The 14,426-nt window shown below is 60.7% G+C and carries 15 protein-coding genes; 4 read left to right on the top strand and 11 right to left on the bottom strand.

Annotated elements, in window-relative coordinates:
* The first annotated feature begins 46 nt into the window (after nucleotides 1-46).
* Nucleotides 47-676, top strand: coding sequence for a glutathione S-transferase family protein (locus tag MF6394_RS16965; RefSeq protein ID WP_078467111.1), 630 nt, complete (start codon nucleotides 47-49; stop codon nucleotides 674-676).
* On the opposite strand, the gene MF6394_RS35030 is transcribed toward MF6394_RS16965, so the two are convergent.
* Genes MF6394_RS35030 through rloA2 form a run of 5 tightly spaced genes read right to left on the bottom strand, consistent with a single transcriptional unit; the run spans nucleotide 661 to nucleotide 4,857 of the window.
* A complete protein-coding gene (locus MF6394_RS35030; protein WP_161952166.1) occupies nucleotides 661-843 on the bottom strand; it encodes a hypothetical protein in 183 nt (60 codons plus the stop codon). The genes MF6394_RS16965 and MF6394_RS35030 overlap by 16 nt on opposite strands.
* A complete protein-coding gene (gene creD, locus MF6394_RS16960) occupies nucleotides 840-2,189 on the bottom strand; it encodes a cell envelope integrity protein CreD (RefSeq protein WP_078467110.1) in 1,350 nt (449 codons plus the stop codon). Before creD ends, MF6394_RS35030 begins: the two co-directional genes overlap by 4 nt.
* A gap of 51 nt (nucleotides 2,190-2,240) precedes the next feature.
* A complete protein-coding gene (gene creC / locus MF6394_RS16955; RefSeq protein WP_078467109.1) occupies nucleotides 2,241-3,680 on the bottom strand; it encodes a two-component system sensor histidine kinase CreC in 1,440 nt (479 codons plus the stop codon).
* Nucleotides 3,680-4,348 carry a two-component system response regulator CreB gene (gene creB, locus MF6394_RS16950; RefSeq protein WP_003194839.1) on the bottom strand — a complete coding sequence of 223 codons (669 nt, stop codon included), beginning with the start codon at nucleotides 4,346-4,348 and terminating at the stop codon, nucleotides 3,680-3,682. Before creB ends, creC begins: the two co-directional genes overlap by 1 nt.
* A gap of 8 nt (nucleotides 4,349-4,356) precedes the next feature.
* The gene (gene rloA2, locus MF6394_RS16945) at nucleotides 4,357-4,857 is read right to left on the bottom strand and encodes a retropepsin-like aspartic peptidase RloA2 (protein WP_057710283.1); all 501 of its coding nucleotides are present in this window, start codon (nucleotides 4,855-4,857) and stop codon (nucleotides 4,357-4,359) included.
* 171 nt (nucleotides 4,858-5,028) lie between these two features.
* On the opposite strand from rloA2, the gene MF6394_RS16940 reads away from it, so the two are divergent.
* Nucleotides 5,029-5,916 (top strand): acyltransferase, encoded by an 888-nt coding sequence (locus tag MF6394_RS16940; protein ID WP_044271786.1) that lies wholly within the window; start codon nucleotides 5,029-5,031, stop codon nucleotides 5,914-5,916.
* On the opposite strand, the gene MF6394_RS16935 is transcribed toward MF6394_RS16940, so the two are convergent.
* Nucleotides 5,913-6,485, bottom strand: a complete 573-nt coding sequence (locus MF6394_RS16935; RefSeq protein ID WP_047711945.1) for a DUF2780 domain-containing protein — start codon at nucleotides 6,483-6,485, stop codon at nucleotides 5,913-5,915. The two genes, MF6394_RS16940 and MF6394_RS16935, sit on opposite strands and share 4 nt — an antisense overlap.
* Before the next feature lie 136 nt (nucleotides 6,486-6,621).
* Between MF6394_RS16935 and MF6394_RS16930 the strand changes: the two genes are divergently transcribed.
* Together MF6394_RS16930 and MF6394_RS33865 are read left to right on the top strand one after the other, a co-directional pair.
* On the top strand, nucleotides 6,622-7,080 hold the full coding sequence (locus MF6394_RS16930; protein WP_044271796.1) for an anti-sigma factor domain-containing protein: 459 nt from the start codon (nucleotides 6,622-6,624) through the stop codon (nucleotides 7,078-7,080).
* Nucleotides 7,081-7,602: 522 nt separating this feature from the next.
* Entirely contained in the window at nucleotides 7,603-7,881 is a 279-nt protein-coding gene (locus MF6394_RS33865) for a hypothetical protein (protein ID WP_153046017.1), read from the top strand.
* Nucleotides 7,882-7,943: 62 nt separating this feature from the next.
* Here the strand turns inward: MF6394_RS33865 and fdhA are convergent, their stop codons facing one another.
* The 5 genes from fdhA to MF6394_RS16905 form a co-directional block, all read right to left on the bottom strand.
* Nucleotides 7,944-9,143, bottom strand: coding sequence for a formaldehyde dehydrogenase, glutathione-independent (fdhA, locus tag MF6394_RS16925; RefSeq protein WP_003194849.1), 1,200 nt, complete (start codon nucleotides 9,141-9,143; stop codon nucleotides 7,944-7,946).
* Between the two features lie 183 nt (nucleotides 9,144-9,326).
* The gene (gene purU / locus MF6394_RS16920; protein WP_044271799.1) at nucleotides 9,327-10,184 is read right to left on the bottom strand and encodes a formyltetrahydrofolate deformylase; all 858 of its coding nucleotides are present in this window, start codon (nucleotides 10,182-10,184) and stop codon (nucleotides 9,327-9,329) included.
* Between the two features lie 161 nt (nucleotides 10,185-10,345).
* Nucleotides 10,346-10,978: a sarcosine oxidase subunit gamma gene (locus tag MF6394_RS16915; protein WP_047711947.1), complete on the bottom strand. Its 633-nt coding sequence runs from the start codon at nucleotides 10,976-10,978 to the stop codon at nucleotides 10,346-10,348.
* A 124-nt stretch (nucleotides 10,979-11,102) separates the two neighbouring features.
* Nucleotides 11,103-14,120, bottom strand: a complete 3,018-nt coding sequence (locus MF6394_RS16910; protein WP_044271807.1) for a sarcosine oxidase subunit alpha — start codon at nucleotides 14,118-14,120, stop codon at nucleotides 11,103-11,105.
* A complete protein-coding gene (locus MF6394_RS16905; RefSeq protein ID WP_003194855.1) occupies nucleotides 14,117-14,419 on the bottom strand; it encodes a sarcosine oxidase subunit delta in 303 nt (100 codons plus the stop codon). Before MF6394_RS16905 ends, MF6394_RS16910 begins: the two co-directional genes overlap by 4 nt.
* Nucleotides 14,420-14,426 lie beyond the last annotated feature (7 nt).

Raw genomic sequence — 14,426 nt, 5'->3', positions numbered from 1 at the left:
CGTTGGCGTTATTCGCGAGCAAGCTCGCTCCTACAGAGGAATGCCCATGTCCGCGCCTAGCATGACCTTGTTCCACAACCCGGCGTCACCCTTCGTGCGCAAAGTCCGCGTGCTGCTGATAGAGACCGGCCAACAGGACCGCGTGGCCCTGCACGCTTGCATGCCCACGCCCATCACCCCGGACGCCGATGTGGTGCAAGGCAACCCCACCGGCAAGATCCCGGCCCTGCGCCTGGCCGACGGTTCGGTACTGCACGACAGCCGGGTGATCCTCGATTACTTCGACCACCAGCATGTCGGCAACCCGCTGATCCCCCGCGACGGCTCGGCCCGCTGGCGGCGCCTGACCCTGGCCTCGATGGCTGACGGCATCATGGATGCCGCCGTGCTGGTGCGTTACGAGACCGCCATGCGCCCGCCAGAAAAACACTGGGCGCCCTGGCTAGATGAACAGCGCAACAAGATCCGCCGCGCCCTCGCCGAACTGGAGCGGGACGCCATTGCCGAACTGGCCAGCCACTTCGACATCGCCGCCATCAGCGTGGCCTGTGCCCTGGGCTATATCGACTTTCGCCACCCGGATCTGCAGTGGCGCACCGACAACCCAAGGCTCGCCGCCTGGTACGCCGAGGTCAGCCTGCGGCCTTCGATGCAGCAGACTCAACCGTCTCTGTAGGAGCGCGCTTGCTCGCGAAAATCGTCAACGATAACGCGGGTCGTCTGGTTAAACGCGGTGTTCTTGCGTTCTTCGCGAGCAAGCTCGCTCCTGCAGTGGAAGGTGGCGTTGGTGAGAAAGTTGACCATCTTCGCTTTCATTTGCTGGTCTTCGCGCAGTCCGATCATTGCCCTTGCTCCACCTTGCGTTTACCCACCCCATACCAATCCAGCTTGCGTGTCAGCACCATCACGGTGCCCAACAGGCCAAACAGCAACAGCGAGCCCATCAACAGCGCGTAATCCTCGGCACTGAGCAACCCGTACAGCAAGCCATACAACGCTGCCAGCCCGGCCGAAAACCCCAGGCCGTGGGCAACGCTGCGCAGCACATGGCACACGTAGAAGCCAATCAACAGCACACAGGCGCTGGCGGATATCAGGTAGGCCACGGCAAAGCCCAGATGCTCGGACAACGACAACAACAGCAGATAGAAGAACGCCAGGGCGACGCCCACCAAGGCGTACTGGATCGGGTGCACCGCCAGACTCTTGAGCACCTCGAAGAGGAAGAAGCCGGCAAAGGTCAGGGCGATAAACAACAGCGCATATTTAATCGCCCGGTCGCTCTTGAGGTACTGGTCTACCGGGTCGATGAAGTTCACGCCAAAGCTGCGGTTGCTGAAGTTTTCACAGCCTTGCCCGTCCAGGCAGTTCTGCAGGGCTTGTTCGAGGTTGGTGGAGAAGAATGTCGTCTGCCAATTGGCGCTGAAACCCTGGTCGGTGACTTCACGTTGAGCCGGCAGGAAGTTGCCGATAAAGCTCGGGTGTGGCCAGTTGGACGCCAGTGACACCTGGCTGGTCTTGCCCACGGGCACCACTTGCAGTTGCTCGGTGCCTTGCAGGCGCAGGTCGAAGGCGAACTCCACCACGGCGGGTTTCTTGCTGTCTTGCTCGGGCAGCGTCACATGCACACCCTCGCCCAGCCAATCGACTTGGGAACCCGGAGAGAACTCCAGCCGCTGCTCACCCAGTTCCAGCTTCAGTGCGTTTTCAATGCCGCGAATATCACTGATGCCCACCGCCAGAAACGCCGGTTCAAAGCGGTAGTCTGCAAAGTCTTCGGTGATCCCCAACTGCGCAGGCAACTCGAAACGCCCGCTGATACGGTTGTCGGCATGGAACAACCGCGCCTGGTAGATCCCCCGCGAGCGCAGTTCGGTTTGCACCTTGCCGTCGAGCTCAAAACGGTCCGGCAGGAAATACAGACGGCCGCGTTCTTCACGGGTTTCTTCGTAGCGTTTGTTGAGCTTCTCATTGAGCTTCCACTCACGCACGGTCTTGCGATACGGCACCACCATCACCGGCCCGGTGAGGCGCTGGGCAAAGCTTGAGCTTCTGGCAATGTCCATCAATACGCCGTCGCGCAGTTGCTGGCGGTCGCTGATGATGCCGTTGATCATCAGCAATGGAATCAGCAACAGCAGGATCAGCAGCGCAATCGCGCCCAGTTTGAAAAGCAGGTTGCGGTTCATGGGTCTCTCCCTGTTTTGATGGGGAGAGTCTGCCCAGCCGATATGGGGGATTTATGTGGGCAATGTGGAGACTGTGTGGAGATGCAGCACCGCTTGCACGCCGCCCGGTACGTTGCCGATCTGCAACGAGCCGCCGTGCAGCTTCATCACCTCCTCGACAAAGTTGAGCCCCAGGCCCGTACTTTTGCGCCCGCTGGCCGGGCGCGGCAGCGAGTAGAAGCGCTCGCTCAGGCGCGGCAAGGCGTAATCGGGAATCGCCTGCGCCTGGTTGAACAGGCTGACCTGCACCTCGTGATGCCGCACCTGGGCACTGAACCTCAGCGTGCCGCCGGGCGGGGTGAAATCCAGGGCATTGTCCAGCAGGTTGCCCAAGGCCTGGCGCAGCAGGAAGGGTTCGCCAAACACCTTCACATCAGCGGCGATGGCCTGTTCGACGTGCAAGCCGGCGCCTTCGATCCGTGCACATTGAGCCTTGAGCACATCCTCAACCAGCGCTGCCAAAGGAATGCTCGACTGCTCTTCCAGACCCTGGCGCTGCTCCACCTGGGCCAGGTTCAACAGGCGTTCGATCAACTGTTGCAGGCGCGCGCTTTCGCTGTCGATATTGCCGACAAAACGCTGCTGCTGCTCGCGGCTCATGTCGCCCTGCAACAGCTCCGCCGCCCCGCGAATCGCCGCCAACGGGCTTTTCAATTCATGGGTCAGCGTGTGCACGTAGCGCTCTACGTAAGCCTTGCCTTCCAGCTGCGTGCGCATGTGTTCCACGGCGGTGGATAACTGCTTGAGCTCGCCGCCGCGATAATGCGGCAACTCGGCGCGGCGGCCCTCGCTCACGGCTTCGGCATAGGCGGTAAGGCGTCTGAGGGACGCCGTCAGCCACCACGACAATAGCGCGCCCAGCAGCAGCCCCAGGGTGACCAGCCCGGCGCCGTACCACAGCAGGCGCCGCTCAGTGCGATCCACGTAGGGCTGCAACGAGCTGTTGGGCTTGGCTACCGTGACCACGCCGATAATCTGGCCGTTATCGCGAATCGGCGCCCCCACGTGCATCACCGATGAGGTGGCGTCGTCCACGTCACTGCGGGTGGAGCGCGCACCGTATTCGCCACGCAGGGTCAGGTACACGTCGTTCCATTTCGAATAGTCCTGGCCCACCGCTTCACCGCTGGAGTCGAGCAATACCCTGCCCTTGGCGTCGGTCACGTAGATGCGATGGTTGACCTGGTTTTTCGGCAACCCCCAGATCACCGCACCCGGTTGACGGTTGCCATAGGCCTTGAGCAGCGCTGGCCAATGACTCTGGCCAAGGGTGCCGTTCTTCACGTCCTCGCGCAGGATCTCGGCCAACAGGTTCGCGGTGTCCACCAGGGTTTCTTCGGTGGACTGGCGCACGCCGGGGCGGATTTCCTTCATCACGGTGTTGAGCACGAAGTAGCCGGTCAGGCCGATAAACAGCGCATACACCAGGAAAATCCGCAGCCCCAGGCGCATCAGCTGTGGCTCGGGCTGTAGCTATAGCCAAGGCCACGATGGGTCTGGATCGGCTCGGCGTCCGCCGCCACACTCCGAAGCTTGCTGCGCAGGCTTTTGATATGGCTGTCGATATTGCGCTCGTAACCGGCATCAAAGGGTACGCCCACCGCGTCCAGCAGTTGCTCGCGGCTGAACACACGCTCGGGTTGTTCCAGCAGGCTTTGCAGCAGGCGGAACTCATGGCGCGTGAGGCTCAAGGGTTGGCCGCGATAGAGAATCTGCATGCGCTCCAGATCTACCTGGAACAGCGTCGGCGCCACACCCGGGCCGACCCGCTTGAGAATCGCCCTGACCCTCGCCGCCACTTCCCGCGGGCTGAAAGGTTTGACCACGTAATCATCGGCGCCGATCTCCAGCCCCACCACGCGGTCGATCTCCGCATCCCGGGCACTGAGGAACATCACCGGCACTTCGCTGAAGCGGCGCAATTGCTTGCAGGTTTCAAAGCCGGTGATGTCCGGCAGGCCGATGTCGAGGATGACCAGGTCGGCCGGGGTCTGGCGCTGATGCTCCAGCGCCGCCTGGCCGAGCGTCAGCCAGGTGGTGGTGAAGCCTTCGCCTTGCAGGGCAAAGATCAGCGTGTCGGCTATCGCCGCTTCGTCTTCGACAATCAGGATGTGCGGCATGGGCTCAATCAGCAGTCCGGTTTGTCGGCAGTGTAACGACGCGCCGGGTTTACCGCAGCACCAAACTCACGCAGGGCCTTGGCGCCAATCAGCAGTGGGTAGTTGAAACTGCTGCGGTCAGTAAGGTTGACCTCGACGGTGCGCTTGACGTCGCCCAGGCACATTTCCAGGTCGATCACCGGGCGCTTGGCCACGCTGGCTTCGTCCTTGTCATCATCTTCGTCGGCGCGGCTCTTGATCTTGCTGATGCGCGACACCTTATGCTCATACACCTTGTTACTGGCGTCCTCACCGCCGAGGCGGAAGCGCACCCAGTCATCGCCGTCGCGCTGAAAGGTTTCGATGTCACGCGCCGACAGCGAGGCGGTCAGTGCGCCGGTGTCCATCTTGGCCTTGAAGGTCTGGCCGATCTCCGGCAACTGGATGTATTCGTAGCGACCGTAAAGGGTCGGCTCGGCCGCCATGACAGGCACAGCAACCAGGGCGAACGCGGCAAGGAGTAATTTCACGGCAGGATTTCCTCGAAAGAAGTGGGCGGAGTCTAGACCGCAAACACAGCACTTAGTTGGATGACCGAGCATATCGCGCACAGTGTGAAACATTCGTCGGGCATTTTGCGATTTGGCCTCTAGACTCACCTTGCTTATCATGGCCCGCCCACAGAATTCCAAGAGTTGCTTATGCGCCGCCTGCTCACCGGCTGTCTGGTTACACTGCTGCTGTTACTCAACACGCTGATCCTGATCGGCCCCTTGATGGTCTTCGCCCTGCTCAAGCTGGTGGCGCCAGGGCGCTCGCGTGACTATGCCTCATGGGCGGTGATGTGGATCGCCGAGACCTGGGCCGAGATCGACAAGCTGATCTTCGCCGCGTGCATCCCCACCCAATGGGATATTCGCGGTGGCGAGGACCTGCGCGGCGATACCTCTTACCTGGTGATCAGCAACCACCAATCCTGGGTCGACATTCCCGCACTGATCCAGGCATTGAACCGGCGCACACCGTTCTTCAAGTTCTTCCTGAAAAAAGAACTGATCTGGGTGCCCTTTCTCGGCCTGGCCTGGTGGGCGTTGGATTACCCCTTCATGAAGCGCTACACCAAGGCGTTCCTGGCCAAGCACCCGGAGCTGGCGGGGCAGGATTTGAAGATCACCAAGCAAGCGTGCGAGCTGTTCAAGCGCCAGCCGGTCACCGTGGTCAATTACCTGGAGGGCACGCGGTTCAACGAGGCCAAACGCACGCAACAGGCTTCACCGTATAACCGGTTGCTCAAGCCCAAGGCGGGCGGTGTGGCCTTTGTGCTGGCGGCGATGGGCGAACAGTTGGACGCGATCCTCGACGTGACCGTGGTGTACCCGCAGCAAAAGATTCCGGGGTTCTGGGACTTGATCAGCGGCGCGGTGCCGACGGTGATCGTGGATATCCGCACCCGCGAGCTGGACCCGGCGTTGTGGCAAGGGGATTACGAGAATGATCCGGCGTTTCGCCAGACCGTCCAGAACTGGGTCAACCAGCTCTGGATGGAAAAGGATGCGCGCATCGAACAACTGCGCGAGGAGCCTCTTTAGCTGCCGGTGCCCCACGCCTGAGCCAATTTGCCCAGCACGGAGTTGCTGGCACCCGCGCCGCCCAGGTATTGCAAAATCACCGGGGCAAACTGGCCGACCATGCCGCTGTCCATGCCCAGAGCGCTGAAGGCGGTGTTCAAGTCATTGGTGCTTTTCACATTGCCCAGCAGGCCGTCCAGGCCGCTGGTTTTGCTGCCGCCGGTTTGGCCGAGCATCCCGCTCAAGGCACCGAGGCTGCCCAACGCGTTATTACCCGACAGCTGCTCGAGGCCCGGCACACTGCTACTCAACTGCGAGAAGTCGTTGCCGCTGAGTTTGTTCTTGGCCAGACCCAGCATGGCACCCGTGCCGCCCACCGCTTGCTCGGGGGTGATGTTCAATTGCGAGGTCAGGGCCTTCAGCAGGCCGCCCGTTTCCGACGTAGGCGCGGCGGCAGCGGCCTTGTTGTTGCCACCCTGCATGCCGGAAATGGCGTTGGCTGCATCGCCAAGGCTGAAACCTGCGGCGAACACCGGGCCGGCGGCCACGGTCAACAGGCAGGACAGGGCAAAACCGCGTGAAATCTTCATCGAAACAACCTCTGGGTATAGGGGTAAACGCAGGCGTTGGACTGGGTAACCCGTCGGTTGTTCCGGAGCCCCTCAGGAACCCATCGAGGATAAGCGGGTCCATGAACTGACTACAAAATTTGTCGAGAAGAGACTTATGACTGCGATCCAACCCCCAGTGATTGAGCACAAGCCTGCGTTCTGGAGCCGCCCTCGCCTGTTCATCGGCGCCTGCGTGGTGGTGGTTGCCGGTATCGGCGGCGCGCTCTACACCCAGGACAGCGTCAAATCCGCGGCAACGTTGGTGACCACGACCCAGCAGCCAGCCGCACAGATCATGGCCCACAAGGATTACCTGGAAGTAGAACCGATTGCCTCCACGGCGCCAGCACCGGACCAAAGCCTTGAACTCTGGGCGATTCCCAAAGACGGCACACCGGTGTCCCTTGGCCTGTTGCCCGAGGATGGCAAAGGTATCATTGGCCTGAATCCGCGCCAGCAGGAAACCATCAAACAACCCGTGGAGTTGATGGTAAGTTCTGAAACCAAAGGTGGCTCAGTGAGTAAGCAGCCAACCGGCCCTACGGTGTATCAAGGGGCACTGGCAATTCGCTAATCCTCGGCTACGCAAACTCGGATCAAACTGTCGGAGCGGGCTTGCCCGCTCCAACGTCACCTGTAAATCGCCCACCACACGATCAGACATCTTGAATACTTATTCAAATTGATTATAGACCGCATAAAAAATGAATCTAAAAACCTGTCAACATTCACAGTAGCTCATATCAAATTAAATATTGATGATGGAGACTCCTTCAAGCACTGGAGCAAACAAGGACGAACCCTTCAACATTCAAAAAACAGCCTTCTCTGAGCCTCTTCTGCCTGTCAGGTTTTATATCGCTGGCTGCGTTACTTGGAACCACTTACGCGTCGGCGGAAAGCTGTCCAGATCTAAGTCAGGTCAATGGCTCCCTGGACAACGGAACCTACAAATACCAGTTTGGTAATTGGAAAGGCTCCAATCAGCCCGGCGCACCCGACGCAGATAAGTCTTACCTGAATGCAGGGCTACACTTTGACAGGGTCACACTGGCGCAACGGGTAATTTCAAGCACAGAGGGATCGGAGGATCCCAATGAAACAGAAAGTCCGGGCACAACTGTCGCCTACATCAGATGTGATTATGTTGGCGCGGGAGATGACGCTCGAATCCGACTGGTCAAACGTGTCGGCGAGCTACCTAAACCGGATGCTGGCACTTGGGAAAATGAAACCACCACTAATACAGCCGGCACGATCAACAAGTACTGCACCCATACAAGTTGCTCTTTTAAATAAATACGACTGCCAGACCTCTAAGCATGGGTTGTTGCGTGGAGAATTCAAAGCCGCTAAACGCGCGCTACCTCACTAAGAAAGTTCTAGCTTTCAAATAATGCAGCAGGGCGGCCGTTGGCCGCCCTTTTTATCTTGAACTCAAGCTGCACTAAACAAACTATGCGGATCAATCACAAACTTCTTCGGCACACCCGCATCGAACTCGCCATACCCGCGTGGCGCGTCATCCAGGCTGATCACCTGCACGCCGACGATCTCGGCAATGTTGATACGGTCCCACATGATCGCCTGCATCAGTTGGCGGTTGTATTTCATCACCGGCGTCTGCCCGGTGTGGAAGCTGTGGGATTTGGCCCAGCCCAGGCCAAAGCGAATGCTCAGGCTACCCATTTTCGCGGCGGCATCGACAGCACCTGGGTCCTCGGTCACATACAGGCCTGGGATACCGATCTTGCCCGCCACGCGCACCACGCCCATCAGCGAGTTGAGCACCGTGGCCGGGGCTTCGGCCTTGACGCCATCGTGGCCGTGGCCGCGTGCTTCAAAGCCCACGCAGTCAACGGCGCAGTCCACTTCGGGCTCGCCCAATAGCGCGGCTATTTGTTCGTGCAGGGGGGTGTCGGTGGACAGGTCGACCACTTCAAAACCCTGGGCCTTGGCGTGGGCCAGGCGGATTGAGTTGACGTCACCGATGATCACCACCGCTGCACCCAGCAAACGAGCGGAGGCGGCAGCGGCCAGGCCGACCGGGCCGGCGCCAGCGATGTACACGGTGCTGCCTGGGCCAACACCGGCCGTAACGGCGCCGTGATAGCCGGTGGGCAGGATGTCGGAGAGGCAGGTCAGGTCACGGATTTTCTCCATGGCCTTGTCGCGGTCCGGCAGTTTCAGCAGGTTGAAGTCGGCATACGGCACCAGCACGTACTCGGCCTGGCCGCCGGTCCAGTCGCCCATGTCCACGTAGCCGTAGGCACCACCGGCACGGGCCGGGTTGACGGTCAGGCAGACGCCGGTGTGTTGTTCCTTGCAGGAGCGGCAGCGACCGCACGCCACGTTGAAGGGCACAGACACCAGGTCACCGATTTTCAGGTTCTCGACGTCGCTGCCCTTCTCGATCACTTCACCGGTGATTTCATGCCCCAGCACCAGGCCGGTCTGGGCCGTGGTGCGGCCGCGCACCATGTGTTGGTCGGAGCCGCAGATGTTGGTGGAGACCACGCGCAGGATGACGCCGTGCTCAATCTTCCTGCCACGGGGGTCCTGCATTTTGGGATAGTCGATTTTCTGTACTTCGACCTTGCCGTTGCCGAGATACACGACACCACGATTACCAGACATGCTTTCACCTCGCTGTTGTTTTTATGGAACTGCGTTGCCCTTGGGGCAGCGCGTTAAGTGCTCGGGTACAGATGCTGTTTCTTGTGTTGCTTGTAAGGGCCTCATCGCAGGCAAGCCAGCTCCCACCGTGGATCGGGTTCACACATCCAGGAATGTGGGAGCTGGCTTGCCTGCGATAGCGATCTAGAGAACGACGGTGCGATTGGCATTCAAAAACACCCGCCGCTCGATGTGATACCCCACCGCCCGCGCCAATGTGAGCCCTTCGATATCGCGCCCCTTGGCAATCAAGTCTTCGGGATAGTGGCTGTGATCCACCACTTCCACGCCTTGGGCGATGATCGGCCCTTCATCCAGATCGTTGTTGATGTAATGCGCCGTGGCGCCCACCAGTTTCACGCCCTTGTTGTACGCCTGGTGATACGGCTTGGCGCCCTTGAAGCCCGGCAGCAACGAGTGATGAATATTGATGGCCTTGCCGTCCAGCTTGCGGCACAGCTCCGGTGACAGCACTTGCATGTAGCGCGCAAGGATCACCAATTCGGCGCCGGTGTCTTCAATCACCTGCCACACCTGACGCTCCTGGGACGGTTTGTCGTTGGGGTCCAGGGGGAAATGGTAGTAGGGAATCTGGTGCCAGTCGGCCAACGGCTTCAGATCAGGGTGGTTGGACACCACCGCGACCACATCCATCGACAACTGGCCGATGCGCTGGCGATACAGCAGGTCGTTGAGGCAGTGATCGGCCTTGGAGACCATGATCACCACTTTGGGCCGGTAGTTCGGCGCCGTCAGTTCGAAGATCATGCCAAACGCTTCGCCACGGCTCGCCAGGCCTGCGCGAAAGGCTTGCTCGTCGAAGCCATCGGGCTGGCGAAACTCCACACGAATGAAAAACCGGCCCGAAAGGCGGTCATCGAACGAATGGTGCTCGGTGACGTAGCAGCCCTGTTCGAACAGATAGCGGGTGACCGCGTCCACCGTGCCGAGCACGCTGGGGCAGTCGGCGGTCAAAATCCATGTATCAGGGGCGCGGCTCATTACGAATAACTCCTCAAACAACGCTATCGACTGTAGGAGCGAGCTTGCTCGCGAAGAACGCCAACGATGATGCGTGCATGCTGAATGAACGCGGCGTCTTTGAGTTTTTCGCGAGCAAGCTCGCTCCTACAGTGAAGGGGTGAGACAGCGTGAGCGCCATGTCAGGCTTGGACGCTCAGGCCGAATTCGGCCGAGGCATCCTGCAGCCACAACCACCAGTAATCCGAGAAGCTGCGACGGATCAGCAGCTCCCAGGTGTCGTCGCTGGTATGACGGATCACCAGTTGCGACTTGGCAAACACCGTACCCACGGCCTTGCCGACCGGGAAGTTGTTGGGGTGCACGTCGTAGCTGGTGGACTTCATCAGCACGTCGCGCACATTCGGGCCGCTCAGTTCAAGAATCTGCTGGCCGCCGCTGACGTTGACGATCTGGATATGCAGGTCGCCCAGGGCAGCGCGCAGATTTTGCTCGGCGGCAAACTCTTCACCGCTCGGCACGATCAACAGCCACTCATCCGGGCCGAGCCACTGCAGGCTGGTTTCACCGTTGACGACCACGCTCAAGGGGCCGGGCAGTTCGATGCCAACCGCCTTGTGTACGCCAGCGGCGAAGGCGGCGTCGTGGCCATCGCCACGGATAGTCAGGTGGCCGAGGAGTTTCTTTTCACGCACGGTCACGCCGGCGTTCTTGCGGCCCTTGCCCACCAGGCTGGCGAGGTCGGCATGGTGCAGCGACGACTCGGCCTTGGCACCGGTGGTGGGGCGTTGTTGGTAAACATTGGCTGCTGTCATAAAGCACCTGTTCTGAATTCTGTGGTGACTGTTCTGGCCTCATCGCGGGCAAGCCCGGTTCCCACAGGACAATACATTCCAAATGTGGGAGCCGGCTTGCCTGCGATGCAGGCGACTCGGTCGATCAGATGTTCTGGCGATCGCCTTTCGGGTCAAAGAACACCGATGAAACAATCTCGGCCTCGATCACGCTGCCATCCGCTTGCGGCGAGAACACTCGCTCGCCGATGCGCTTCAAGCCGCCCTTCACCACACCCATGGCAAACGAATAGCCCAGGGAGTTATGCGCATAACTTGAGGTAACGTGCCCCACCATCTTCATCGGGATCGTCTGCTTCGGATCGAACACCAACTGCGCGCCTTCCGGCAGCCACACATTCGGATCGATCGGCTTGAGCCCCACCAACTGCTTGCGCTCTTCGCGCACGCAGTCTTCACGGTTCATCCCGCGCCAGCCAATCCACGAGAACGGTTTGGTACGGCCAACGCACCAGCCCATGTTCAGGTCGTCCGGGGTCATCGAGCCGTCGGTGTCTTGCCCGACGATGATGAAGCCCTTCTCGGCGCGCAGGACGTGCATGGTCTCGGTGCCGTACGGGGTCAGGTTGTACTTTTTGCCGGCCTCGACGATTTTTTCCAGCACGCCCATGGCGTAGTCGGCTTGCACGTTGACTTCATACGACAGCTCACCGGTAAACGAGATACGGAACACCCGCGCCGGCACGCCGCCCACCAGGCCTTCTTTCCAGGTCATGAACGGGAAGCCGTCCTTGTCCAGGTCGATGTCGGTGACTTCACTGAGCAGCTTGCGGCTGTTGGGGCCCGACAAGGTCATGGTTGCCCAATGGTCGGTGACCGAGGTGAAGTACACCTTGAGGTCCGGCCATTCGGTCTGCTGGTAGATTTCCAGCCACTGCAACACGCGGGCAGCACCGCCAGTGGTGGTGGTCATCAGGAAGTGGTTGTCGGCCAGACAGGCAGTCACGCCGTCGTCGAAGACCATGCCATCTTCCTTGCACATCAGGCCGTAGCGCGCCTTGCCCACGTCGAGCTTGGTCCAGGCGTTGGTGTAGATGCGGTTGAGGAACTCGCGGGCATCCGGGCCCTGAATGTCGATCTTGCCGAGGGTGGAGGCGTCCAGCAGGCCGACGCTGTCACGCACCGCCAGGCATTCGCGTTTCACCGCGGCGTGCAGGTCTTCACCGTTACGCGGGAAATACCACGGGCGTTTCCACTGGCCGACGTCTTCAAACTCGGCGCCGTTCTTGACGTGCCAGGCTTGCAGCGCGGTGTAGCGTACCGGCTCGAAGATATGCCCACAGTGACGGCCCGCCACGGCGCCGAACGTGACCGGCGTGTAGTTGGGACGGAACATGGTGGTGCCCATCTGCGGGATGGTCACGTTCAGCGAACGGGCCGCGATGGCCAGGCCGTTGACGTTACCCAGCTTGCCCTGGTCGGTGCCGAAGCCCAGCGCGGTGTAGCGTTTGACGTGCTCCACCGACTCGAAACCTTCGCGGGTGGCCAGTTCGATGGCGGCGGCGGTCACGTCATTCTGCAGGTCGACAAATTGCTTGGGCGCCCGTGCAGTGGCTTTTTCGTGGGGCACCTGGAACAGCGCCAGGGTTGGTTCTTCCAGACGGCTCAAGGCTTTTGGCAGCGTGCCTTCAACCGGGGCAAAACCGGCTTCGCTGGCCGCACGCACGCCGCCTTCAAAGCCATCGGCGAGGGAATCGCCAAGGCCGTAGACACCGTTGATGCCGCCCACGCACACGCGTTTTTGCGGTGCTTCGCCCGGTACAAACCCGAGAATATCTTCACGCCAGGTCGGCTTGCCGCCCAGGTGCGAGGCCAGGTGCACCACCGGGCTGTAACCGCCGGAGCTGGCGACCAGGTCGCAGTCCAGCCACTCGCCGGGGCTGGTGACTTTATGCGCCTTGACGTCGATGGCTGCCACGCGAGCGCCGGTCACGTGCTTACTGCCACGGGCCTCGATCACGGCACTGCCGGTGAGGATGCGAATGCCTTTGGCGCGGGCTTCTTCCACCAGTGCACCGCGTGGGTTGTGACGCGCATCGGCCACCGCGACAACGGTGAGGCCCGCATCGAACCAGTCCAGCGCTACGCGGTAGGCATGGTCGTTGTTGGTCGACAGCACCAGCTTTTTACCCGGTGCCACGCCATAACGACGCACGTAGGTTGACACCGCACCTGCGAGCATATTGCCCGGCACATCGTTGTTGCCGTACACCAGCGGACGCTCGCACGCACCAGTAGCCAGCACCACCCGCTTGGCACGTACGCGGTGGATACGCTGACGCACCACGCCAATCGGCGCACGGTCACCCAGGTGGTCGGTCAGGCGTTCGTGAATGGTCAGGAAGTTATGGTCGTGGTAGCCGTTGACGGTGGCGCGGGGCAGCAGCACCACGTCCGGCAGGGCTTTCAATTCGGCAATGACGCCGGCGACCCATTCAGTGGCGGGCTTGCCGTCGAGGCTTTCACGGGAATCAAGCAGTGAGCCACCAAATTCCTCTTGCTCGTCGGCGATGATCACGCGGGCACCGCTGCGCGCCGCCGCCAGTGCCGCTGCCAAGCCGGATGGGCCTGCACCGACCACCAGCACGTCGCAATGACGGTTGAAGTTGTCGTAGGTGTCCGGATCGTTCTCGGTGGGCGAACGGCCAAGGCCCGCCGCCTTGCGGATGTACTTCTCGTAGGTCATCCAGAACGATTGCGGGTACATGAAGGTTTTGTAGTAGAAGCCCGGCGGCATCAGCTTGCCGCCGACCTTGCCGAGAATGCCCATCATGTCGTTGTTCACGCTCGGCCAGCCGTTGGTGCTGGTAGCAACCAAGCCCTGGTACAGCGCCTGTTGGGTGGCGCGCACGTTGGGGATCTGCGTGGCTTCGGTGGCGCCGATCTGCAGCACCGCGTTCGGCTCTTCGGCGCCTGCGGCAAAGATGCCCCGTGGGCGCGAGTACTTGAAGCTGCGGCCAATGATGTCGACGCCGTTGGCCAGCAGGGCTGCGGCCAGGGTGTCGCCTTCAAAGCCTTTGTAGCTCTGACCGTTGAACGTAAACGTCAGGACTTTATTACGGTCGATGCGGCCACCGTTGGACAGGCGATTGATCTGGCTCATACCTTCTCTCCAGAGGCCTTGGCGGTGAACTGAGGCTTCTCACCGATCTTGTAGGTTTCAAGAATTTCGTAGGTGACGGTGTCGCGGGTGGCGTTGAAATACTGGCGGCAACCGGCGGCATGGATCCACAGTTCGTGGTGCAGGCCGCGCGGGTTATCGCGAAAGAACATGTAGTCGCCCCACTGCTCGTCGGTGCAAGCATTCGGGTCTAGCGGGCGCGGGATGTGCGCTTGGCCGGACGCGTGGAATTCCTCTTCGGAGCGCAGTTCGCCACAGTGAGGACAGAAGATATGCAACATAGGGAAT

The organism is Pseudomonas sp. MF6394, from assembly GCF_002018845.1.
GTDB classification, from domain to species: Bacteria; Pseudomonadota; Gammaproteobacteria; order Pseudomonadales; family Pseudomonadaceae; genus Aquipseudomonas; species Aquipseudomonas lactis.
Note: the sequence above shows the minus strand (reverse complement) of the source record. Positions and strands in the feature narration are given on the sequence as shown.